Below are 23,426 nucleotides of genomic sequence, written 5' to 3'. Positions count from 1 at the left end.
CGCCTGTTTCACCACTCCCACAACGTCGATGGCGTCACCACCGCTGGCAACGGCACATCCCATTTCTCGACGGGCAACGCTTCTACAGCCTGGCAATCATGCGCATACCCCACCGGCTGTAATCCGTACTGCTGCCAGTTTTGCAGCGTTCTGTCATAAAAACCGCCGCCCATGCCCAGGCGCTGACCCTGTTCATCAAACGCCACCAGCGGCGTAATCAGCACGTCCAGCTGTGACAGCGGGAGCACGTCGCGCACGTCGAGTTTGGGCTCGGTAATTTTCAGACGATTCACCACCAGCTCGCTGTGCGGATGGTAGTGCAGAAACAGAAGATTGCCTTTGCTAAAAGGATGCAGCACCGGCAGATAAACCTTCTTCCCGGCGCGCCAGAGCTGGTCGATAAGTGGTTGGGTATCGAGCTCGCCATCAAACGACAGGAACAGAGCGACCGTGTTAGCCATAACCACCGGGGGCCACGCCATCATGCGGGCGGCGGCCTGCTGGGCAAAATGCGACTGTTGTTCAGCCGTAAGTGCACGACGACGCTGGCGAATAAGTTGACGGATATCCTGGCGTGAGGCAGAAACTTCAGGGAATTGAGTCATGGTAGTAGGTAGAAGAAGAAAGAGGGAATCTCCGAGATGCCGCCGCAGGCTGTAACCCTTGAACCCTTGGTTCAAGGTGAATGTGTCGTCATAGTTTTAAGGCTTCTCGGACGGACCGAGCATGCTCACCAACCATGGAGCGCCACATTCTTGTGGTATGAAATATCGGCTCAGGGGACTGGCCCGCTTGCGAACATCTCAGAGAAATTTTGTCTTCACAGTTACTCTACCATAGTCAACTGAGAAGTGTTATTCAAACTTTGGTCCCGGTCTTTCGGGATTGCGACCTTGATCAAGCAATGCCTGTTCTATGGTCTGCTGGAGCATTTTAATGCGCTGCTCCATGCTAGCCGCGTAGTCGCGGGTCTTCGCTTTTTCCTGAGTCAGTTCATAGCTGATGTTCAACGCGGCGATGAAAACCAGCTGCTCAGTATTTGTGACTCTAGTGCGTTCTTTTAGATCTTGCAACCGCTGATTCAAATCGTCCGCAGCCTGATTCAAAGCATCCCTTTGTTCAGGCGGACAATTCACTCGCAGTGAACGGCCAAAAATCTGGAGATCGACGGGTTGTGCAGACATGCCACCTTCCTGCTGATTGACTGCGCTGCCTTCGCTTACTGCCCCGGGGGCTGCGAAGGGGCGACACTATAGCTACCCTGATGTGAAGATACAAGCCCTTTTCTGGTATCACCAGGGTCCAAAGTGGTAGCATATCATGAATATCCTCCCTTTGATGACGAATGCGTATGTCTATACAGAACGAAATGCCTGGTTACAAGGATTTAAACCAGTTACTGAACCAGCAGGGAGTCGGACTTACCCCTGCCGAAATGCACGGTCTGATCAGCGGCATACTGTGCGGCGGAAACAGCGACAGCTCATGGCAGCCGCTGATCCACGACCTCACGAACGAAGGGCTGGCGTTTGGCCACGAGCTGGCAGAATCGCTGCGTAAAATGCATGCGGCAACCAGTGATTCGCTGGAAGACGATGGCTTCCTTTTTCAGCTTTATCTGCCTGAAGGTGATGACGTCAGCGTCTTCGATCGTGCCGATGCGCTCGCGGGTTGGGTAAACTACTATCTGCTTGGCCTGGGCGTAACCCAGCCTAAGCTTGATAAAGTGACCGGCGAAGCGGGTGAAGCGATCGACGATCTGCGTAACATCGCCCAGCTCGGCTACGATGAAGAGGAAGACCAGGAAGAGCTGGAAATGTCCCTCGAAGAGATTATTGAGTACGTGCGCGTGGCGGCGCTGCTGTGCCACGACAACTTTACGCGCTCACAGCCGACCGCGCCGGAAGTTCGTAAGCCAACCTTACATTGAGAAAAATAACGCACAGGAGGGTGTCATGGTTATCTCGCAACAAGAGTATTTGCGCCGTCGTCAGGCGCTGCTGGCAAAAATGCAGCCCGGCAGTGCGGCGCTGATTTTTGCCGCGCCGGAAGTGACGCGCAGTGCCGACAGCGAATACCCCTATCGCCAGAATAGCGATTTCTGGTACTTCACCGGCTTTAACGAGCCGGAAGCGGTCCTGGTGCTGATTAAGAGTAATGACACCCACAACCACAGCGTGATTTTTAACCGCGTACGCGATTTAACCGCTGAAATCTGGTTTGGCCGCCGCTTAGGGCAAGAGGCCGCACCGGAGAAGCTGGGCGTCGACCGCGCGCTGGCGTTTAGCGAAATCAATCAGCAGCTCTATCAGTTGCTCAACGGCCTCGACGTGCTTTATCACGCACAGGGCGAATATGCGTACGCCGATGAGATTGTTTTCACCGCTCTGGATAAGCTGCGCAAAGGCTCGCGTCAGAATCTGTCCGCGCCGGCCACGCTGACGGACTGGCGTCCGGTGGTGCATGAGATGCGCCTGTTCAAATCTGAAGAAGAGCTGAACGTGATGCGCCGCGCTGGCGAAATCAGCGCCCTGGCACACACCCGCGCCATGGAAAAATGCCGTCCTGGTCTGTTCGAATACCAGCTGGAAGGCGAAATTCACCACGAATTTAACCGTCACGGCGCGCGCTTCCCGTCATACAACACCATTGTCGGCGGCGGGGAGAACGGCTGCATTCTGCATTACACCGAAAACGAAAGTGCGCTGCGCGATGGCGATCTGGTGCTGATTGACGCCGGTTGCGAATATCAGGGCTACGCGGGTGACATCACCCGTACTTTCCCGGTGAACGGTAAGTTCTCGCCCGCGCAACGAGCAATTTATGACATCGTTCTCGAATCACTTGAAACGGCGCTCACGCTGTATCGCCCGGGCACGTCCATTCAGGAGGTGACCGGCGAAGTTGTGCGCATCATGATTACCGGACTGGTGAAGCTTGGCATCCTGAAAGGCGACGTGGACACCCTGATCGCCGAAAATGCGCATCGTCCGTACTTTATGCACGGCCTGAGCCACTGGCTGGGGCTGGATGTGCATGATGTGGGGGCGTACGGTACCGACCGTTCACGCGTGCTGGAACCGGGCATGGTGCTGACCGTCGAGCCGGGGCTGTATATCGCGCCGGATGCCGATGTGCCCGAAGCGTACCGCGGAATTGGCATTCGTATTGAAGATGACATCGTCATCACCGAAACCGGTAACGAAAACCTGACCGCGAGCGTGGTGAAACACGCAGACGATATCGAGGCGCTGATGGCAGCGGCACGCGTATGAGCGTGATTATCGTTGGCGGCGGCATGACCGGCGCCACCCTGGCACTGGCGATCTCGCATTTGACGAAGGGGCAGCTTCCGGTGCATCTCGTTGAGGCGGTTGCACCACAAACGAAGAATCACCCCGGCTTTGATTCTCGCGCCATTGCCCTGGCGCAGGGAACCTGCCAACAGCTTTCCCGAATTGGCATCTGGCAGGCGATTGCCGACTGCGCCACCGCCATTCATACCGTGCATGTGAGCGATCGCGGCCATGCCGGGTTTGTGACGCTGGATGCCCATGATTATCGTATTGACGCCCTGGGTCAGGTCGTTGAACTCCATGATGTTGGCCTGCGCCTGTTTCGTCTGTTGCAGGACGCGCCAGGCGTGATCCTGCATTGTCCGTCACGCGTTGCGAGCTTTACCCGCAGTGAAGAAACGGTCAGCGTGACGCTGGATAATGGCACCGTTCTCGACGGCCAGCTTCTTGTGGCGGCGGACGGGTCGCGCTCGGCGCTCGCAACCCAGTGCGGCGTTGAGTGGCAGCAGCAGCCTTACGGGCAGGTTGCGGTCATTGCGAACGTCTCTACTGCCGCAGAACACAACGGCCGGGCGTTTGAGCGTTTCACGCAGCACGGTCCGCTGGCGATGCTGCCGATGTCGGATGGTCGTTGCTCGCTGGTCTGGTGCCATCCGCAGGAAAAGGCGGAAGACGTTAAGGCCTGGTCCGACGAACGTTTTTGCAGTGAACTGCAGAAAGCGTTTGGTTGGCGGCTGGGTCGCATTACCCATGCGGGAAAACGTGCGGTATACCCGCTGTCGTTAACTACCGCATCACAGTCTGTTTCGCACCGCGTGGCGCTGGTCGGCAACGCCGCGCAAACGCTTCACCCCATCGCGGGTCAGGGTTTTAATCTGGGTCTGCGGGATGTGATGAGCCTGGCCGAAGCGCTTTCGCAAGCGTGGAGCGAACAGAAAGATTGCGGCGCATACCCGGTACTCAGCCATTACCAGAAGCGACGTCAGGCCGATAAAGAGGCGACAATCGGCGTTACCGATGGTTTAGTCCATCTCTTTGCCAATCGCTGGGCGCCGCTGGTTGCCGGTCGCAACCTCGGGCTGATGGCGATGGAACTGTTCATTCCGGCACGCGACGTGCTGGCGCAGCGGACCCTGGGTTGGGTCGCGCGTTAAGGAGTTATCACTGTGCAAAATGTTGATGTTGCCATCGTTGGCGGCGGAATGGTTGGACTGGCCCTGGCCTGCGGATTACAAGGCAGCGGCCTGCGTGTGGCCGTGCTGGAGCAAAAGCAGCCTCAGCCCGTCGCACCTGATGCCCCGCCGGAACTCCGCGTGTCGGCAATAAATGCGGCCAGCGAAAAGCTGCTGACGCGCCTTGGCGTCTGGTCAGATATCGTAGCCCAGCGTGCGAGCTGCTATCACGGCATGGAGGTATGGGACAAAGACAGCTTTGGTCATATTGCTTTTGATGATGAAAGCATGGGCTATAGCCATCTGGGTCACATCATTGAGAATGCGGTGATCCACCACGCGCTGTGGCAGAAAGCTCAGCAGTGCAGCGACGTAACGCTGGTTGCGCCTGCGCAAATCCAGCAGGTTGCGTGGGGCGAAAACGAGGCGTTTATCACCCTGCAAAGTGGCGATATGCTCACCGCGCGTCTGGTGGTCGGTGCTGATGGCGCTAACTCCTGGCTGCGCAATAAAGCGGATATTCCGCTGACCTACTGGGATTACCGCCATCATGCCATGGTGGCGACGATCCGTACCCAAGAGCCTCACGGCGGCGTGGCGCGCCAGATTTTCCACAACGACGGCATTCTGGCATTCCTGCCGTTAAGCGATCCTCATCTCTGCTCAATTGTCTGGTCTCTGGTGCCGGAAAAAGCGCAGCAGATGCATGAGGCGACGCCAGAGGCCTTTAACCAGGCACTGTGCGTGGCGTTTGATAACCGTCTGGGGCTTTGTACTCTTGAGAGCGAGCGTCAGGTCTTCCCCTTAACCGGACGCTATGCGCGTCAGTTTGCCGCGCACCGTCTGGCGCTGGTGGGCGACGCGGCCCATACCATTCATCCGCTGGCCGGGCAGGGCGTTAATCTCGGCTTTATGGATGCGGCGGAGCTGGTAGAAGAGCTGCGTCGTCTGCAGCGAGAGGGTAAAGATATTGGGCAGCATGTGTATCTGCGTCGCTACGAGCGCAGCCGCAAGCACAGTGCGGCGATGATGCTTGCAGGCATGCAGGGCTTCCGCGAGCTGTTTGCCGGGGCAAATCCGGCGAAAAAACTGCTGCGTGATATTGGGCTCAAGCTCGCCGATACCCTCCCTGGCGTCAAACCTCAATTCCTGCGTCAGGCGATGGGTCTTAACGACCTGCCGGACTGGCTGAAATAAAATAGACCCCCGTCACACTTTCTTTTCCCGGCCTCTGTGCCGGGAAAATTCCCTCGTTTGAAATATTCTAATTCCACGTCATTTTTCGCATTAGATAATCTAATGTCATGATTTTTATGTGACGGAAATTCGGCCCGTTTTTCCGCATGAAATATCACCATGTGCTAAATCCTGTTAGATCATTGTTAATTTTGTGCGGGGTTAATCGCATTTTTCCAGTGAATAACTCTGTAGGCTTTTCAGCGTTTTTTGGTCATAAGCTAATGTGATGACCCGTTTTACCTTATGGTTAACCGCCGGTTTCGGTGGTAAGTTCAGGTAAAAGAGAACGTTTGCGTCGGCATTCGGAAACGAGGCCGATACCGGGTTTCACGGTGAATTTTTCAACGAGGACAAGATGGCTCAACAGACTCCTTTGTACGAACAGCACGTGTTATGCGGCGCCCGCATGGTGGATTTCCATGGCTGGATGATGCCGCTGCACTACGGCTCGCAAATTGATGAGCACCACGCGGTGCGCACCGATGCCGGTATGTTCGACGTGTCCCATATGACAATTGTCGATCTGCGCGGTAGCCGCACCCGGGAGTTTCTACGTTATCTGCTGGCGAACGATGTCGCGAAGCTGAAGACACCGGGGAAAGCGCTCTATACCGGTATGCTGAACGCCTCGGGTGGCGTGATTGATGACCTTATCGTCTACTACTTCACCGAAGACTTCTTCCGCCTCGTTGTAAACTCCGCCACCCGCGAAAAAGACCTCTCCTGGATCACCCAACACGCCGAACCTTATGCCATCGACATCACCGTCCGTGACGATCTGTCGCTGATTGCCGTGCAGGGGCCGAACGCGCAGGCGAAAGCCGCGCCTCTGTTCAGCGACGAGCAGCGTAAAGCCACCGAAGGGATGAAGCCCTTCTTTGGCGTGCAGGCGGGCGATCTGTTTATTGCCACGACCGGCTATACCGGTGAAGCGGGCTATGAAATTGCCATGCCAAACGAGAAAGCAGCTGATTTCTGGCGTGCGCTGGTGGAAGCGGGCGTGAAGCCGGCTGGCCTGGGCGCGCGCGATACGCTGCGCCTTGAAGCGGGGATGAACCTCTACGGTCAGGAGATGGACGAAGGCGTCTCTCCGCTGGCGGCCAACATGGGCTGGACCATTGCATGGGAACCCGCTGACCGTGAGTTTATTGGCCGTGAAGCGCTGGAAATGCAGCGCGAGAAGGGCACTGAACAGCTGGTTGGTCTGGTGATGAAGGAAAAAGGCGTGCTGCGCGGAGAACTGCCGGTGCGTTTTACCGATGCCGACGGCAATCCGCGCGAAGGCGTGATCACCAGCGGGTCCTTCTCCCCGACGCTGGGCTACAGTATTGCACTGGCTCGCGTGCCGGCAGGCATTGGCGAGACGGCGGTGGTGCAAATCCGCAACCGCGAAATGCCGGTCAACGTGACCAAACCGATTTTTGTTCGCGCCGGTAAGCCGGTCGCCTAACTATTTTTATCAGGAGAACTTCAATGAGCAATGTGCCAGCAGAACTGAAATACAGCAAAGAACACGAGTGGCTGCGCAAAGAGGCGGACGGCACTTACACCGTAGGGATCACCGAGCATGCGCAGGAGCTGCTGGGCGACATGGTGTTTGTTGACCTGCCGGAAGTGGGCGCAACCGTGAGCGCGGGCGATGACTGCGCCGTGGCGGAGTCCGTTAAAGCAGCATCCGATATCTACGCACCGGTAAGCGGTGAAATTGTGGCCGTGAACGACGCGCTGAGCGATTCGCCGGAGCTGGTGAACAGCGAGCCTTATGAAGGTGGCTGGATCTTCAAGATCAAAGCCAGTGACGAATCTCAGGTTGCCGCGCTGCTGGATGCGACCGCGTACGAAGCATTACTGGAAGACGAATAACGTTTTGCCGGATGGCGCTGCGCTTATCCGGCCTACAGATCAACGTAGGCCCGGTAAGCGTTAGCGCCACCGGGCAACAGCGTTACAGATAACTACGATTCACTGCACGTTTCAGGAACCATCGCTCATGACACAGACTTTAAGCCAGCTTGAAAACCGTGGCGCTTTCATTGAACGTCACATTGGGCCGGATGCTCAGCAACAGCAGGAGATGCTGAAAACGGTTGGCGCGGATTCATTAAACGCACTGATCGGCCAGATCGTGCCAAAAGACATCCAGCTTGCCACGCCGCCTCAGGTGGGAGAAGCCACCACGGAATTCGCCGCACTGGCGGAGCTGAAGGCCATCGCTGGCCTTAACAAGCGCTATAAGTCTTACATTGGCATGGGCTACACCAACGTGCAGTTACCGCCGGTTATCCTGCGTAATATGCTGGAAAACCCGGGCTGGTACACCGCCTATACCCCGTATCAGCCGGAAGTGTCCCAGGGCCGTCTGGAAGCGCTGCTGAACTTCCAGCAGGTGACGCTCGACCTGACCGGGATGGATATCGCTTCCGCCTCGTTGCTGGATGAAGCGACCGCGGCAGCTGAAGCCATGGCGATGGCAAAACGCGTCAGCAAGCTGAAAAATGCCAACCGCTTCTTCGTGGCGGCGGACGTGCATCCGCAGACGCTGGACGTGGTGCGTACCCGTGCGGAAACCTTTGGTTTTGACGTGATTGTCGACGACGCTGACAAAGTGCTGGATCACCAGGACGTCTTTGGTGTGCTGTTACAGCAGGTGGGTACCACCGGCGAAGTGCATGATTACAGCGCACTGATTGCCGAGCTGAAATCCCGCAAAGTGGTGGTCAGCGTTGCCGCTGATTTTATGGCGCTGGTGCTGCTGACGGCTCCGGGCAAACAGGGTGCGGATATTGTATTCGGCTCGGCCCAGCGTTTCGGCGTGCCGATGGGCTACGGCGGACCGCACGCGGCATTCTTTGGCGCGAAAGATGAATTTAAACGTTCCATGCCAGGCCGCATTATTGGCGTATCGAAAGATGCCGCCGGTAACACCGCGCTGCGCATGGCGATGCAGACTCGCGAGCAGCATATCCGCCGCGAGAAAGCGAACTCTAATATCTGTACTTCTCAGGTTCTGCTGGCAAACATCGCCAGCCTGTACGCCGTCTTCCACGGCCCGGTTGGGCTGAAACGCATTGCCAGCCGCATCCACCGTCTGGCGGATATTCTGGCCTGTGGCCTGCAGCAGAAAGGCCTGAAGCTGCGTCATGAGCACTACTTCGACACGCTGTGCGTTGACGTCGCAGATAAAGCGGCGGTGCTGGCACGTGCGGATGCCGCACAAATTAACCTGCGCAGCGACATTCATCACGCCGTGGGCATCACCCTTGATGAATCCACCACGCGCGACGATATCGTCAACCTGTTTAATGTCGTGCTGGGTGACGCGCACGGTCTGGATATTGATGCGCTGGACAAAGAGGTCGCGCATGACAGCCGCTCTATTCAGGAGAGCATGCTGCGCAATGACGCTATCCTGACGCATCCTGTGTTCAACCGTTATCACAGCGAAACCGAGATGATGCGTTATATGCACTCTCTGGAGCGCAAAGATCTGGCGCTGAACCAGGCGATGATCCCGCTGGGCTCGTGCACCATGAAGCTGAACGCCGCGGCAGAAATGATCCCTATCACCTGGCCTGAGTTCTCCGAGCTGCACCCGTTCTGCCCGCCAGAGCAGGCGGAAGGGTATCATGTCATGATCAACCAGCTTTCCGACTGGCTGGTGAAACTGACCGGTTATGACGCGCTCTGCATGCAGCCGAACTCCGGCGCGCAGGGTGAATATGCGGGGCTGCTGGCAATCCGTCACTATCACGAAAGCCGTAACGAAGGCCACCGTGATATCTGCCTGATCCCGAGCTCTGCCCACGGCACCAACCCGGCGTCTGCCCAGATGGCGGGCATGGAAGTGGTGGTCGTGGCGTGTGATAAGAACGGTAACATCGACCTGGCCGACCTGCGCGCGAAAGCCGAGCAGGCGGGCGATAAGCTCTCCTGCATCATGGTGACCTACCCGTCGACTCACGGCGTGTACGAAGAAACCATCCGCGAAGTGTGCGAAGTGGTGCATCAGTTCGGTGGTCAGGTGTACCTCGACGGCGCGAACATGAATGCTCAGGTGGGCATTACCTCTCCGGGCTTCATCGGCGCGGACGTGTCGCACCTGAACCTGCACAAAACCTTCTGCATCCCACACGGTGGTGGCGGTCCGGGCATGGGGCCTATCGGCGTGAAAGCGCATCTGGCGCCGTTCGTGCCGGGTCACAGCGTCGTGCAGATTGAAGGTATGCTGACCCGTCAGGGCGCGGTCTCTGCTGCACCGTTCGGTAGCGCTTCAATCCTGCCAATCAGCTGGATGTACATCCGCATGATGGGCGCGGAAGGGCTGAAACAGGCAAGCCAGGTCGCGATCCTGAATGCTAACTATATTGCGACTCGCCTGAAGTCGGCCTTCCCGGTGCTTTACACCGGTCGCGATGGGCGTGTGGCACACGAGTGCATCCTCGATATTCGTCCGCTGAAAGAAGCGACGGGTATCAGCGAACTGGATATCGCCAAGCGTCTGATCGACTACGGCTTCCACGCACCAACCATGTCGTTCCCGGTTGCGGGTACGCTGATGGTGGAGCCAACGGAGTCTGAAAGCAAAGCCGAGCTGGACCGCTTTATTGACGCGATGCTGGCCATCCGCATGGAGATAGACCGCGTGCAGGACGGCGAATGGACGCTGGAAGATAACCCGTTGGTTAACGCTCCGCACACCCAGCACGAGATGGTGGCCGAGTGGAATCACGGTTATTCCCGTGAACTGGCTGTCTTCCCGGCAGGCGTGGCGAATAAATACTGGCCGACCGTGAAGCGTCTTGATGACGTATACGGCGACCGTAACCTGTTCTGCTCCTGTGTGCCGATGAGCGAATACCAGTAATTTTTTTGCTGTAGTAACGTAAGCCGGGTAAGGCGAAGCCGCCACCCGGCTTTTTTATTGGGAGAAGACAATGGCAATTGCACTGGTCACCGGCGCCAGCCGCGGCATTGGCAAAGCCACCGCGCTGCAACTGGCTCGCGAAGGTTATACCGTGGCGGTGAACTATCACCACAATATCAAAGCCGCAAAGGACGTCATCAATCAGATCGTTGAGGCGGGTGGAAAAGCATTTGCCCTGCGTGCAGACATTAGCGATGAAGCGCAGGTCATGGCCATGTTTGACAGCCTCGATCGCGAAGGTGAGCCCCTTACCGCGCTGGTCAATAATGCAGGCATCCTGTTTGAGCAATCCACTATTGAGAATCTGTCCGCTGAACGCATTAACCGCGTGCTGAGCACCAATGTCACGGGCTATTTTCTCTGCTGCCGTGAGGCGGTAAAGCGCATGTCGCACAAACATGGCGGCAAGGGTGGCGCGATTGTCAATGTCTCCTCTGCCGCGTCTCGTCTGGGCGCGCCGGGGGAGTATGTCGATTACGCGGCCTCCAAAGGCGCGGTAGATTCCCTGACTACCGGATTATCGCTGGAGGTAGCGGCGCAGGGTATCCGCGTAAACTGCGTGCGGCCCGGGCTGATTTATACCGATATTCACGCGTCTGGTGGGGAGCCGGGGCGGGTGGATCGCGTGAAATCGTTACTGCCGATGCAGCGCGGCGGCCAGCCGGAAGAGGTCGCGCAGGCGATAGTCTGGCTGCTGAGCGAGAAGGCGTCATACGTGACGGGCAGTTTTATTGAACTGGCGGGCGGGAAATAAACGACGGGTGGCGGCTTCGCCTTACCCGGCCTACGATTCGCAGGTTTTGTAGGCCGGTGCAAGCGTAGCGCCGCCCGGCGTTACGGCGTTAAAGTTGCTCGCCGTTGCTGGCAATCACGCCTTTATACCATTCGAAGCTTTTCTTACGGGAACGCGACATGTCGCCGGTGCCGTCGTCGTGTTTATTGACGTAGATAAAACCGTAGCGCTTGCTGTACTGGCCTGTAGTGAATGACACGCAGTCAATGCAGCCCCATGGCGTATAGCCCATCAGATCCACGCCATCGTGGGTGACGGCTTTGATCATCTCTTCAACGTGGGCGCGCAGGTAGTCGATACGATAGTCATCGTTGATGCTGCCATCCTCTTCCACCTTATCGTAAGCACCGAAGCCGTTTTCCACGATAAACAGCGGCTTCTGATAGCGTTCGTATAGTTCGCACAGGGAATAACGCAGGCCCACCGGGTCAATCTGCCAGCCCCAGTCGGACGCCTTGACGTGCGGATTAGGTACGCTGCCCTCGAAGCCAGAAATCGCGTCACCGGTGCCACCTTCCGCTTTCACCGCATTGGTCATGTAGTAGCTGAAGCCCAGATAGTCGCAGGTACCTTCGCGGAGGATCTGCTCATCGCCTGCGTCCATTTTGATGGAGAAACCGCGGCGCTCCCATTCATTCAGTACGTAAGACGGATAGTAGCCACGCAGCTGAACATCGGTAAAGACATAGCGCTCGCGCATGGATTCCTGGGCGAACATCACGTCTTCCGGTTTGCAGGAGAACGGATAGAGCGCCACCATGGCCAGCATGCAGCCGACTTTCATCTCCGGATTGATACGGCGCGCGGCTTTCACCGCCAGGGCACTCGCCACAAACTGGTGGTGCAGCACCTGGTACATGGTCTCTTCCGGATTTTCATGTTCGGTATAGACCACGCCTGAGCAGCAATAACCAAAGAGCGGCGCACGCCAGTTACGCTGGTTGTTGATTTCATTGAAGGTCATCCAGTATTTGACCTTGTGCTTGTAGCGCTCAAAAACCACTTCCGCGAAGCGTACAAAGAAATCGACCACTTTACGGTTGGTCCAGCTGCCGTACTCCTGCACCAGGTGCAGCGGCATTTCGAAGTGGGAGAGGGTGATCACCGGCTCGATGTTGTATTTCAGCAGCTCATCGAACATGTCGTCATAGAACTTCAGCCCTTCCTCGTTTGGCTGCGTTTCGTCACCTTTCGGGAAGATGCGCGTCCAGGCAATCGAGGTGCGGAAACATTTGAAGCCCATCTCGGCAAACAGCTTGATATCTTCTTTGTAGTGGCCGTGGAAATCGATGGCCTCGTGATTTGGGTAGTATTTACCCGGCACTACGTCCTGCGTGATTTCGCGCGGCACGCCGTGCGCCCCGCCGGTCAGTACGTCGCAGATGCTCGGCCCCTTGCCGCCTTTGTCCCAGCCGCCTTCAACCTGATGCGCCGCAACGGCACCGCCCCATAGAAAATCTTTCGGTAAGGTCAATTTTTTCATCGCTGCTATTCTCAATAAATGACGTATTGGTTTTGAGTCTAGCAAAGCGAAATTGAATGTCACGATATAACAATTCGCGGAAATTGTGATTTGTCACATCAAAAAAACAGGATGTTTTATTCCGCCAGTTTCTTCGCCAGTTTGCGTCCGAGAGATTCCAGAATATAGATAACGGGGATTTGTGTGGTGATGTCGTAGACGCCTGCAATACGCGTCTGGGGAACGTGCCAGGAGAGATTAAAGTCCGCCAGTTTTGCCAGGCGCGAGTGTTCATGGCTGGTAATGGAGAGAACCTTGCAGTGATGCAGGCTGAACTGGCTGGCGAAGCGCAGGATCTCCTCGGTCTCGCCCGACACAGAGAGCACAATTGCCAGTGCATTTTTCGCCATATCATTGGTGACCGGGAAATAAGGGTCATCAATATGGTTGCTGAATTTTCCGATATTCGAAAAGAAACGGGCACCGTATTTTGCCAGCGATCCTGATGTCCCTGCGCCGACAAATATAATTCGCTCCGAAGAGAGAATGATATTTACCGCGTCATCCAGTAAAGCGTCGAACTCTTCATTATTCACGCTTTTAAAGAAACTGATAATTTCGCTGGCGCCGAAATTCGCCTGCTGAGGTTCGTTCTGTTCAAGATAGAGCTTAAAGCGCACGCGAAACTCAGAATACCCTTCACAGTTGAGCTTACGGCAAAAGCGCAGGATGGTGGTGGTTGAGACGCCCGCCGCATCCGCCAGTTCGCGGATGGTCATGTACATCACTTTGTCACGGTTTTTAATGACATAGTTGTAGACCATCATCTCCAGGTTATTGAGACTGGCAATGGCGGAGTGGGTGAACATACTCACAGTGGCAAAACTCTCATTCAGACCTCGTTTAACCATCATAACATGCAGCCAGACGGCAGGATCTAATTTTATGCTATTGATTCATAACGCATAAATTTTAATGTGAACAAATGTCAGGTGAAAAATATATCTATGCTTTTGATTTTTATTGTAAAAAAATTACATGGAAAATATTTTAGCTAACAGGTGTTCACTGGAATCATTCTCAGTTAGCATAGTCATGCGATGAATAATCATCTTTAGTTTCCCGGAGTTTTGTATGGCGAGCAGACCATTAATCGCACAGGGATATTCACTGGCGGAGGAAGTAGCCAACAGCATCAGCCATGGCATTGGCCTGGTGTTTGGGATAGTCGGTTTAGTGTTATTGCTGGTACAGGCGGTTGATACCAATGCCAGCGCGATGGCGATTACCAGCTATAGCCTGTATGGCGGAAGCATGATCCTGTTATTCCTGGCGTCGACGCTCTATCACGCGATTCCGCATCAACGGGCCAAGATATGGCTCAAGAAATTTGACCACTGTGCTATCTATCTGCTTATTGCAGGAACCTATACGCCTTTTCTGCTGGTGGGGCTCAACTCGCCGCTGTCGCGCGGACTGATGATTGTCATCTGGAGTCTGGCGCTGCTGGGGATCCTCTTCAAGCTAACCATTGCACACCGGTTTAAAGTGTTGTCACTGGTGACCTATCTGACCATGGGGTGGTTGTCGCTGATTGTGGTGTATCAACTGGCGATTAAGCTGGCGGTTGGCGGGGTTACGTTGCTGGCAGTGGGAGGCGTAGTGTACTCGCTGGGCGTCATTTTCTACGTCTGCAAGCGCATTCCATACAATCATGCCATCTGGCATGGTTTTGTACTGGGCGGCAGCGTGTGCCATTTTTTGGCAATTTATTTGTATGTGGGGCAGGTGTAGTTTGTTGTCGGGTGGCGGCTTCGCCTTACCCGACCGACGGGATCGGTAGGCCCGGTAAGCGCAGCGCCACCGGGCGATACAGCATCACTCTTCCAGCGAATACGGTAACGGCTCAATACTCAACGTATTCGCATCATCACGCACGCGGAACACGCTGTCGGCTTCCATGTCGTTGTTCATGACGGCCTGGACTAAAAGACGACCATCATCCAGCTGTACGGCGGCTAACACGGTGCCGGTACGGCGCCAGTTATCGCCCATTTTCAGCTCTAAATCTTCACCCGCTTCCGGTACGCGGCTGGCATGACCTGCCAGTGTCCACAGTGCACGTTTATTTGCCCCACGGAATTTTGCACGCGCCACCATCTCCTGGCCGGTGTAACAGCCTTTTTTAAAGCTGATGCCGCCCAGCGCCTGCAGGTTAGTGGCCTGTGGAATAAACTGCGCGCTGTTGGCGGCGTCAATGATCGGCAGACCGGCTTCAATATTCAGCGCCAGCCACTGCTGGCTGTTGTTGAGCTGCGCTTCGCCGCGCAGTGCTTCGGTGACGCGTTCGGCGGTTGCGGCATCCGTGACAAGCAGGAAGCGCTCCGCCGGATGTTCAAACCACAGGATGGAGGTGGCCCCCTCGCTGACGACCTGTTTTTCTGCATCCGGCAGCTCAGCAAACAGATTTTTCAGCGCGGCACGTGCCTGGAAGCCCGCCACGCCCAGCAGAACATGTTCGTCGTCCGGGACGATAGTGACTTTGGAAAAGACTGCATACTTTTTCAGCTCTTTGAGCTGCGCATCTCGCAGGCTGCGGCGTTCAATAAAGGCAAAACCGTCCTGACGGCGGAAAAGACGCAGATTGCTCCACATTTTGCCTTTGGGGTCACAATGCGCCGCCAGCAGGTGCTGGTGTTCGGTCATCTGGCTGACGTCGGCGGTGACCTGGCCCTGGAGGTATTTTTCGGCGTCGGCGCCGGCGAGCGTCGCCAGCGCCCAGTCATCAAGAGAAATAAGCGTCAGCGGCAGACGCGCAGAGGCGGCGGGCTGGCGAGGAGAAAATGGTGTAAATGCCATAACGATATCCTGAATTGCTTAACGCTTTGATAATGCCTAATGGTAAAAGAGCCTGCTGGCAATGCAAGCGCTTTCAGCAGACCATTTGTGCCATAAACCGGTTATGCGTAGCGCTACGCAAAATAGTGTAATCCGCTGTCTTTGTAGGGGTTATTCTGGAAGCCTGCTCGTTGATCGCAATATTCCAGTAATGAAACGGTCAAAAACACGTTACACTAGCTGGTGTCCCCGTAGAGAAATAAAGAACACTGAACGGGGGCCCGACTGTGCCAAACGTAATGCAGGAAACTGAACATGGATATTAACAACAAGGCCCGTATTCACTGGGCATGCCGTCGCGGCATGCGTGAACTTGATATTTCCATCATGCCTTTCTTCGAATATGAGTATGACAGCTTAAGCGATGATGATAAGCGGCTGTTTGTTCGCCTGCTTGAGTCTGACGATCCAGATTTATTCAACTGGCTGATGAACCACGGCAAACCCGCCGACACCGAGTTGCAACGGATGGTGCAATTAATTCAAACACGGAATCGGGAACGTGGTCCTGTGGCAATCTGATCTTCGCGTCTCGTGGCGCTCGCAGTGGATGTCGTTAATGCTCCACGGCCTGGTTGCGGCCATCGTGTTACTCATGCCATGGCCCCTGAGCTATACACCGCTGTGGCTGCTATTACTTTCGTTTGTCGTTTTTGACAGCGTACGCAGCCAGCGTCGCATTAATGCTCGTCAGGGTGAGATCAAGTTACTGATGGATTCCCGCCTGCGCTGGCAGGGAAAAGAGTGGGATATTCTGGGTATGCCATGGATGCTCAACTCCGGCATGATGTTACGGTTACGCAATGTGGACGGCGGGCGTTGCCAGCACCTGTGGCTGGCGGCTGACAGTATGGATGCTTCAGAATGGCGAGATCTGCGCCGGATGTTGTTGCAACAGCCGACGCAGGAGTAATCCACTTAGCTAAATTTTTCTGCCATTTCGCCAAGTATCTGTTCGCACCAGGCCTGCAGGCGCTCGTCGCTGAGATCGTACTGATTGGTTTCATCCAGCGCGAGTCCGACAAACAGCTGGCCGTCGGCAATGATCGGTTTTTGACTGGTGAACTCGTATCCTTCGGTTGGCCAGTAGCCGATAAACGTCGCCCCTTTCGGTACCAGTTTGTCATGCAGCATGCCAAGTGCATCAAGAAACCATTCGCCGTAGCCCAACTGATCGCCCATGCCGTACATCGCAATAATTTTGCCGTCGAGATTGACTGAATCGAGCTGATCCCAGATGGCTTCCCAGTCTTCCTGTATCTCACCAAAATCCCAGGTTGGGATACCGAGGATCAGTACATCGTACTGTTCCATCAGCGCGACCGCGTCATCTTTCAGGTTATGCAACGTCACCAGTTCGGGGCCAATGATGTCGCGAATTTTCTCTGCCGCCATTTCGGTGTAGCAGGTGCTGGAACCATAGAAAAGACCAATATTCATCGCGTAACTATCTCAATTCATGCTTTGACTTTGTGCGTAGTGTACCAGAAACCGGTCGCAATCAGGCATAATGGCCTGACTGCAGAATCAAAGGGGCCGATGTGGAAAAGGATCTCGCACTCGTTGAACAGTTTCTCGATGCGCTGTGGCTGGAGAAAAATCTGGCCGAGAACACGCTCAGTGCCTATCGGCGCGATCTCACCATGCTGGTGGAGTGGCTGGCGCGTCGCGAATTATCGCTGGCGAGTGCGCAAAGCGACGACCTTCAGGCGCTGCTCGCGGAACGGGTTGAAGGGGGCTATAAGGCCACCAGTTCTGCACGCTTGCTCAGCGCGATGCGTCGGCTGTTCCAGCATCTCTACCGTGAGAAGATTCGGGAAGACGATCCGAGTGCGCTTCTGGCGTCCCCTAAACTCCCGCAGCGGCTGCCGAAAGATCTCAGCGAAGCACAAGTTGAGAGATTATTACAGTCACCTGCTGTTGACCTGCCGCTGGAGTTACGCGATAAAGCCATGCTTGAGCTATTGTATGCTACCGGTTTGCGTGTCTCTGAACTGGTTGGCCTGACGATGAGCGACATCAGCCTGCGTCAGGGCGTGGTGCGCGTCATCGGTAAAGGAAATAAGGAAAGGCTGGTGCCGCTGGGAGAAGAAGCGGTTTACTGGCTGGAAACGTATCTTGAGCATGGCCGTCCATGGTTGCTCAATGGCGTGTCTATCGACGTCCTGTTTCCGAGCCAGCGCGCACAGCAGATGACACGACAAACGTTCTGGCATCGCATCAAGCATTACGCCACACTGGCGGGTATCGACAGTGAAAAGCTTTCGCCGCACGTATTGCGTCACGCTTTCGCGACGCATCTGTTAAACCACGGCGCAGATTTACGCGTGGTGCAGATGCTACTGGGACACAGCGATCTTTCTACGACGCAAATTTACACCCATGTCGCGACGGAACGCCTGCGGCAGCTACACCAACAGCACCACCCTCGTGCGTGAGTGCCGACAAATTGTAACGGGATCAACTATGAAAAAGTCTTTCGCGCTGTTCACCCTGCTGGCAGCCTCTTTTACCGGGTTCGCCCATGCGGATGACGCCGCTATTAAACAGTCACTGGCTAAACTGGGCGTTACCAGCAGCGACATCCAGTCTGCACCGGTTGCCGGGATGAAAACGGTACTGACTAACAGCGGCGTGCTGTATGTCACCGAAGACGGCAAACATATTATTCAGGGGCCAATGTATGACGTGAGCGGCGCGCAGCCGGTCAATGTCACCAACCAGCTGCTGATGAAAAACCTGAATGCGCTCGAAAAAGAGATGATCGTCTATAAAGCGGCGCAGGAAAAACATGTGATTACCGTCTTCACCGACATCACCTGTGGCTACTGCCACAAGCTCCATGAGCAGATGAAAGACTATAACGCGCTGGGCATTACCGTGCGTTACCTGGCCTTCCCGCGTGCAGGCGTGCAGAGCCAGCCAGAGCAAGACATGAAAGCGATTTGGTGTGCGAAAGATCGCAACAAAGCGTTTGACGATGCGATGAGCGGTAAAGAGGTTAAGTCTGCGTCCTGCGATATCGATATTGCTAACCACTACGCGCTGGGCGTGCAGTTCGGCGTAAGCGGTACGCCAGCGATTGTCCTGAGCAATGGCTATGTTGTGCCGGGTTACCAGGGACCAAAAGAGATGAAAGAGTTCCTCGACGCGCACCAGAAACAGTTTGGTGGTAAATAATCCGCGTGAAAGCCCCGATAAAATTGCGCCGCCGCGAGGCGGTTGAACCGGTTGATTTGCCAGACGATCTCCCACCCCTGCTGAAGCGTCTCTACGCCAGCCGCGGCGTGCGCAGTGCTGAGGATCTTGAACGCAGCGTCAAAGGGATGCTGCCCTGGCAGCAGCTCAACGGCATCGAAAAAGCCATCGAAATGCTCTACAACGCGCTCCGTGAGGGAACGCGTATTGTGGTGGTAGGGGATTTCGATGCAGATGGCGCAACCAGTACGGCCTTGAGCGTATTGAGTCTGCGCGCGCTGGGCTGCGATAACGTCACTTACCTTGTGCCGAACCGCTTTGAAGACGGTTACGGCCTCAGCCCGGAAGTGGTCGATCAGGCTCACGCCCGCGGGGCACAGATGATCATGACCGTTGATAACGGGATCTCTTCCCATGCAGGTGTCGATCATGCGCACGCGCTGGGGATCCCGGTGTTGGTCACCGATCACCACTTGCCGGGTGAAACATTGCCGGACGCTGAAGCGATCATCAATCCCAACCTGCGCGACTGCGATTTCCCGTCAAAATCTCTCGCCGGTGTGGGGGTAGCGTTTTATCTGATGCTGGCGCTGCGGACCCTGCTTCGTGATAAGGGCTGGTTCGAATCACGCGGTATCGCCATACCAAACCTGGCCGAATATCTCGACCTGGTGGCGCTGGGTACCGTCGCGGATGTCGTGCCGCTCGATACCAATAACCGTATTTTGACCTGGCAGGGCTTAAGCCGCATTCGCGCGGGCAAGTGCCGTCCGGGGATTAAGGCGCTGCTGGAAATTGCCAACCGCGATCCGCTCAAGCTGGCGGCAAGTGATTTGGGTTTTGCCCTCGGGCCGCGTCTGAACGCTGCCGGAAGGCTGGACGATATGTCCGTCGGTGTGGCGCTGCTGCTGTGCGATAACATCGGCGAAGCGCGCGTCCTGGCCAATGAGCTCGACGCGTTGAACCAGACCCGTAAAGAGATAGAGCAGGGAATGCAGGCCGAAGCGCTGACCCTTTGCGAAAAACTCGAACGCAGCGGTGAAACGCTGCCGGGCGGGCTGGCGATGTATCATCCTGAGTGGCATCAGGGTGTGGTTGGCATTCTGGCCTCGCGCATTAAAGAGCGCTTCCACCGCCCGGTGATCGCGTTTGCCCCGGCTGGTGACGGCACGCTGAAAGGCTCTGGCCGTTCGATTCAGGGTCTTCACATGCGTGATGCACTGGAGCGTCTGGATACGCTGTACCCGGGCCTGATGATCAAATTTGGCGGCCATGCGATGGCGGCGGGTCTGTCGCTGGAAGAGGCGAAATTTGACGAATTTCAGCGGCTATTTGGTGAACTGGTCACCGACTGGATTGACCCTGCCTTGTTGCAGGGAGAAGTGGTGTCCGACGGCGAGCTCTCACCGCATGAGATGACAATGGACGTGGCGCAGATGCTGCGCGATGCCGGTCCGTGGGGACAGATGTTCCCTGAACCGCTGTTCGACGGCCGTTTCCGCCTGCTTCAGCAACGTATCGTCGGCGAGCGTCATCTGAAAGTCATGGTTGAGCCCGTTGGCGGCGGACCGCTGCTGGACGGCATCGCCTTCAACGTCGATACGGCCATCTGGCCGGACAACGGCGTGCGCGAGGTCGAACTGGCATACAAACTGGATATCAACGAGTTTCGCGGAAACCGCACCCTTCAGATCATCATCGACAATATCTGGCCAATTTAGCGGCAGTAATCTCTATAAAAAAGGGCGTGGATTCGGTACAATCCCGCTCTTATCACCGCATTTTGACAAGTCCATAAAAGAAAACAGACCATGTTTGAAATTAATCCGGTAAAAAACCGTATTCAGGACCTCACGGAGCGCTCTGACGTTCTTAGGGGGTATCTTTGACTACGATGCCAAGAAAGAGCGTCTTGAAGAAGTAAACGCCGAGCTGGAACAGCCGGACGTCTGGAACGAACCTGAACGCGCACAGGCGCTGGGTAAAGAGCGTTCCTCTCTCGAAGCTATCGTAGATACGCTGGATCAAATGGCTCAGGGGCTGGAAGATGTTTCCGGTTTGCTCGAGCTGGCCGTCGAAGCCGACGACGAAGAAACCTTTAACGAAGCCGTGGCAGAACTCGACGTGCTGGAAGAGAAGCTGGCGCAGCTGGAATTCCGTCGTATGTTCTCCGGCGAATACGACAGCGCTGACTGTTACCTCGATATTCAGGCAGGTTCTGGCGGTACCGAAGCGCAGGACTGGGCCAGCATGCTGACGCGTATGTACCTGCGTTGGGCAGAAGCGCGCGGCTTCAAAACCGAAATCATCGAAGAGTCTGAAGGTGAAGTGGCCGGTATTAAATCCGTCACCATCAAGATCATTGGCGACTACGCCTACGGCTGGCTGCGTACCGAGACCGGCGTTCACCGTCTGGTGCGTAAGAGCCCGTTCGACTCCGGTGGCCGTCGCCATACCTCCTTCAGCTCGGCGTTTGTTTACCCGGAAGTTGACGAAGATATTGATATCGAAATTAACCCGGCGGACCTGCGTATTGACGTTTATCGCGCCTCCGGTGCGGGTGGTCAGCACGTTAACCGTACGGAATCGGCGGTGCGTATTACCCACATTCCAACCGGGCTGGTAACACAATGCCAGAACGACCGTTCCCAGCATAAGAACAAAGACCAGGCCATGAAGCAGATGAAAGCGAAGCTTTATGAGCTGGAGATGCAGAAGAAAAATGCTGAGAAACAGGCGATGGAAGATAACAAGTCCGACATCGGTTGGGGCAGCCAGATCCGTTCTTACGTCCTTGATGACTCCCGCATCAAAGACCTGCGTACCGGGGTTGAAACCCGTAACACGCAGGCGGTGCTGGACGGCAGCCTGGACCAATTTATCGAAGCAAGTTTGAAAGCAGGGTTATGAGGAACCAACATGTCTGAACAACAAGCACAGGGCGCTGACGCGGTAGTCGATCTTAACAACGAACTGAAAACCCGCCGCGAGAAGCTGGCAGCGCTGCGTGAGCAGGGCGTGCCGTTCCCGAACGATTTTCGTCGTGACCACACCTCAGACCAACTGCACGCTGACTTCGACGGTAAAGAGAACGAAGAGCTGGAAGCGCTGAACATCGAAGTGGCCGTTGCTGGCCGTATGATGACCCGTCGTATTATGGGTAAAGCCTCCTTCGTGACTTTGCAGGACGTGGGTGGCCGTATTCAGCTGTATGTTTCCCGTGACGATCTGCCGGAAGGCATCTACAACGAGCAGTTCAAGAAGTGGGATCTGGGCGATATCCTTGGCGCGAAAGGTAAACTGTTCAAAACCAAAACCGGTGAACTGTCTATCCACTGTACCGAGCTGCGTCTGCTGACCAAAGCGCTGCGTCCGCTGCCGGACAAATTCCACGGCCTGCAGGATCAGGAAGCGCGCTATCGTCAGCGTTATCTGGATCTCATCTCTAACGATGAATCCCGCAAGACCTTCAAAATTCGCTCCCAGATCATGGCCGGTATTCGCCAGTTCATGGTGAACCGCGACTTTATGGAAGTGGAAACCCCGATGATGCAGGTGATTCCAGGCGGTGCGTCTGCCCGTCCATTCATCACCCATCATAACGCCCTGGACCTGGACATGTACCTGCGTATCGCGCCGGAACTGTACCTGAAGCGTCTGGTGGTAGGTGGCTTTGATCGCGTATTCGAGATCAACCGTAACTTCCGTAACGAAGGTATCTCCGTTCGTCATAACCCAGAGTTCACCATGATGGAACTCTATATGGCGTATGCAGATTATAAAGATCTGATCGAGCTGACCGAATCCCTGTTCCGTACCCTGGCGCAGGACATTCTGGGCACCACCCAGGTCCCTTACGGTGAAGAAGTGTTCGACTTCGGCAAGCCGTTCGAAAAACTGACCATGCGCGAAGCAATCAAGAAATACCGTCCTGAAACCAACATGGCGGATCTGGATAACTTCGACTCTGCGAAAGCGATCGCGGAAAGCATCGGTATCAAGGTAGAGAAGAGCTGGGGTCTGGGCCGTATCGTGACCGAGATCTTCGAAGAAGTGGCCGAAGCGCACCTGATTCAGCCGACCTTCATCACCGAATACCCTGCTGAAGTGTCTCCGCTGGCGCGTCGTAATGACGAGAACCCGGAAATCACTGACCGTTTCGAATTCTTCATCGGCGGCCGTGAAATCGGCAACGGCTTTAGCGAGCTGAACGATGCGGAAGATCAGGCGCAGCGCTTCCAGGATCAGGTTGATGCGAAAGCAGCGGGCGATGACGAAGCGATGTTCTTCGACGAAGACTACGTGACCGCGCTGGAGCACGGCCTGCCACCAACGGCGGGTCTGGGTATTGGTATCGACCGTATGGTCATGCTGTTCACCAACAGCCACACCATCCGTGACGTGATCCTGTTCCCGGCGATGCGTCCGGTGAAATAAGGCGTTA

The 23,426-nt window shown here is 55.6% G+C and carries 22 protein-coding genes and 1 other RNA gene; 16 read left to right on the top strand and 7 right to left on the bottom strand.

Translation table 11 applies throughout. From position 1 onward, the window contains the following. Window positions 1–8: 8 nt before the first annotated feature. From BFV64_RS19080 to zapA, 3 genes are all read right to left on the bottom strand, one after another. Window positions 9–605 carry a 5-formyltetrahydrofolate cyclo-ligase gene (locus tag BFV64_RS19080; RefSeq protein ID WP_014885149.1) on the bottom strand — a complete coding sequence of 199 codons (597 nt, stop codon included), beginning with the start codon at window positions 603–605 and terminating at the stop codon, window positions 9–11. Between the two features lie 24 nt (window positions 606–629). Continuing rightward, window positions 630–813: non-coding RNA, 6S RNA (gene ssrS, locus BFV64_RS19075), on the bottom strand. A gap of 41 nt (window positions 814–854) precedes the next feature. Beyond that, window positions 855–1,184, bottom strand: coding sequence for a cell division protein ZapA (zapA, locus tag BFV64_RS19070; RefSeq protein ID WP_006811891.1), 330 nt, complete (start codon window positions 1,182–1,184; stop codon window positions 855–857). A 167-nt stretch (window positions 1,185–1,351) separates the two neighbouring features. Between zapA and BFV64_RS19065 the strand changes: the two genes are divergently transcribed. From BFV64_RS19065 to BFV64_RS19030, 8 genes are all read left to right on the top strand, one after another. Beyond that, the gene (locus tag BFV64_RS19065) at window positions 1,352–1,930 is read left to right on the top strand and encodes a YecA/YgfB family protein (protein WP_137984549.1); all 579 of its coding nucleotides are present in this window, start codon (window positions 1,352–1,354) and stop codon (window positions 1,928–1,930) included. A gap of 31 nt (window positions 1,931–1,961) precedes the next feature. Beyond that, window positions 1,962–3,275, top strand: coding sequence for a Xaa-Pro aminopeptidase (gene pepP, locus BFV64_RS19060; protein ID WP_086527817.1), 1,314 nt, complete (start codon window positions 1,962–1,964; stop codon window positions 3,273–3,275). Then, window positions 3,272–4,450: a 2-octaprenyl-6-methoxyphenyl hydroxylase gene (gene ubiH / locus BFV64_RS19055; protein ID WP_045134107.1), complete on the top strand. Its 1,179-nt coding sequence runs from the start codon at window positions 3,272–3,274 to the stop codon at window positions 4,448–4,450. Before pepP ends, ubiH begins: the two co-directional genes overlap by 4 nt. Window positions 4,451–4,462: 12 nt before the next feature. Next, the gene (ubiI, locus tag BFV64_RS19050; protein ID WP_045281994.1) at window positions 4,463–5,665 is read left to right on the top strand and encodes an FAD-dependent 2-octaprenylphenol hydroxylase; all 1,203 of its coding nucleotides are present in this window, start codon (window positions 4,463–4,465) and stop codon (window positions 5,663–5,665) included. 397 nt (window positions 5,666–6,062) lie between these two features. Continuing rightward, window positions 6,063–7,157, top strand: coding sequence for a glycine cleavage system aminomethyltransferase GcvT (gene gcvT, locus BFV64_RS19045; protein WP_063614145.1), 1,095 nt, complete (start codon window positions 6,063–6,065; stop codon window positions 7,155–7,157). A 23-nt stretch (window positions 7,158–7,180) separates the two neighbouring features. Further along, window positions 7,181–7,570 carry a glycine cleavage system protein GcvH gene (gene gcvH / locus BFV64_RS19040; protein ID WP_014885143.1) on the top strand — a complete coding sequence of 130 codons (390 nt, stop codon included), beginning with the start codon at window positions 7,181–7,183 and terminating at the stop codon, window positions 7,568–7,570. 127 nt (window positions 7,571–7,697) lie between these two features. Continuing rightward, entirely contained in the window at window positions 7,698–10,571 is a 2,874-nt protein-coding gene (gcvP, locus tag BFV64_RS19035) for an aminomethyl-transferring glycine dehydrogenase (RefSeq protein ID WP_032635606.1), read from the top strand. Between the two features lie 70 nt (window positions 10,572–10,641). Next, window positions 10,642–11,385 carry an SDR family oxidoreductase gene (locus tag BFV64_RS19030; RefSeq protein ID WP_014885141.1) on the top strand — a complete coding sequence of 248 codons (744 nt, stop codon included), beginning with the start codon at window positions 10,642–10,644 and terminating at the stop codon, window positions 11,383–11,385. A gap of 88 nt (window positions 11,386–11,473) precedes the next feature. Here the strand turns inward: BFV64_RS19030 and bglA are convergent, their stop codons facing one another. Together bglA and BFV64_RS19020 are read right to left on the bottom strand one after the other, a co-directional pair. Continuing rightward, the gene (bglA, locus tag BFV64_RS19025) at window positions 11,474–12,907 is read right to left on the bottom strand and encodes a 6-phospho-beta-glucosidase BglA (RefSeq protein ID WP_014885140.1); all 1,434 of its coding nucleotides are present in this window, start codon (window positions 12,905–12,907) and stop codon (window positions 11,474–11,476) included. A gap of 116 nt (window positions 12,908–13,023) precedes the next feature. Then, window positions 13,024–13,755: a MurR/RpiR family transcriptional regulator gene (locus BFV64_RS19020; protein ID WP_014885139.1), complete on the bottom strand. Its 732-nt coding sequence runs from the start codon at window positions 13,753–13,755 to the stop codon at window positions 13,024–13,026. 265 nt (window positions 13,756–14,020) lie between these two features. Here BFV64_RS19020 and trhA point away from each other — a divergent pair, with 265 nt between their 5' ends. Beyond that, on the top strand, window positions 14,021–14,680 hold the full coding sequence (trhA, locus tag BFV64_RS19015) for a PAQR family membrane homeostasis protein TrhA (RefSeq protein ID WP_023331242.1): 660 nt from the start codon (window positions 14,021–14,023) through the stop codon (window positions 14,678–14,680). An 84-nt stretch (window positions 14,681–14,764) separates the two neighbouring features. Here trhA and ygfZ read toward each other — a convergent pair whose 3' ends face one another. Beyond that, window positions 14,765–15,745, bottom strand: coding sequence for a tRNA-modifying protein YgfZ (ygfZ, locus tag BFV64_RS19010; RefSeq protein WP_014885137.1), 981 nt, complete (start codon window positions 15,743–15,745; stop codon window positions 14,765–14,767). A 294-nt stretch (window positions 15,746–16,039) separates the two neighbouring features. On the opposite strand from ygfZ, the gene sdhE reads away from it, so the two are divergent. Together sdhE and BFV64_RS19000 are read left to right on the top strand one after the other, a co-directional pair. Then, the gene (gene sdhE / locus BFV64_RS19005; protein WP_010435322.1) at window positions 16,040–16,306 is read left to right on the top strand and encodes an FAD assembly factor SdhE; all 267 of its coding nucleotides are present in this window, start codon (window positions 16,040–16,042) and stop codon (window positions 16,304–16,306) included. Then, the gene (locus tag BFV64_RS19000) at window positions 16,287–16,697 is read left to right on the top strand and encodes a protein YgfX (protein ID WP_014885136.1); all 411 of its coding nucleotides are present in this window, start codon (window positions 16,287–16,289) and stop codon (window positions 16,695–16,697) included. The genes sdhE and BFV64_RS19000 overlap by 20 nt, the downstream gene beginning before the upstream one ends. A gap of 5 nt (window positions 16,698–16,702) precedes the next feature. On the opposite strand, the gene fldB is transcribed toward BFV64_RS19000, so the two are convergent. Beyond that, the gene (gene fldB / locus BFV64_RS18995) at window positions 16,703–17,224 is read right to left on the bottom strand and encodes a flavodoxin FldB (RefSeq protein WP_014885135.1); all 522 of its coding nucleotides are present in this window, start codon (window positions 17,222–17,224) and stop codon (window positions 16,703–16,705) included. A 101-nt stretch (window positions 17,225–17,325) separates the two neighbouring features. Between fldB and xerD the strand changes: the two genes are divergently transcribed. The 5 genes from xerD (at window position 17,326) to lysS (ending at window position 23,419) form a co-directional block, all read left to right on the top strand. Continuing rightward, entirely contained in the window at window positions 17,326–18,222 is an 897-nt protein-coding gene (gene xerD / locus BFV64_RS18990; protein WP_014885134.1) for a site-specific tyrosine recombinase XerD, read from the top strand. A 28-nt stretch (window positions 18,223–18,250) separates the two neighbouring features. Next, complete coding sequence (gene dsbC / locus BFV64_RS18985) at window positions 18,251–18,964, top strand: bifunctional protein-disulfide isomerase/oxidoreductase DsbC (RefSeq protein ID WP_045134112.1); 714 nt, start codon at window positions 18,251–18,253, stop codon at window positions 18,962–18,964. A gap of 5 nt (window positions 18,965–18,969) precedes the next feature. Continuing rightward, the gene (gene recJ, locus BFV64_RS18980) at window positions 18,970–20,703 is read left to right on the top strand and encodes a single-stranded-DNA-specific exonuclease RecJ (protein WP_032635612.1); all 1,734 of its coding nucleotides are present in this window, start codon (window positions 18,970–18,972) and stop codon (window positions 20,701–20,703) included. A gap of 90 nt (window positions 20,704–20,793) precedes the next feature. Further along, a protein-coding gene (prfB, locus tag BFV64_RS18975; protein WP_096059326.1) for a peptide chain release factor 2 occupies window positions 20,794–21,892 on the top strand; the annotation gives its coding sequence in 2 pieces (ribosomal slippage) (window positions 20,794–20,868 and window positions 20,870–21,892; 1,098 coding nt in all). A gap of 9 nt (window positions 21,893–21,901) precedes the next feature. After that, window positions 21,902–23,419, top strand: a complete 1,518-nt coding sequence (gene lysS, locus BFV64_RS18970) for a lysine--tRNA ligase (RefSeq protein WP_014885130.1) — start codon at window positions 21,902–21,904, stop codon at window positions 23,417–23,419. Window positions 23,420–23,426 lie beyond the last annotated feature (7 nt).

This window comes from Enterobacter kobei (genome assembly GCF_001729765.1).
GTDB classification, from domain to species: Bacteria; Pseudomonadota; Gammaproteobacteria; order Enterobacterales; family Enterobacteriaceae; genus Enterobacter; species Enterobacter kobei.
The sequence above is the reverse complement of the archived record's forward strand: the minus strand, read 5'-3'. Positions and strand labels throughout refer to the sequence as shown.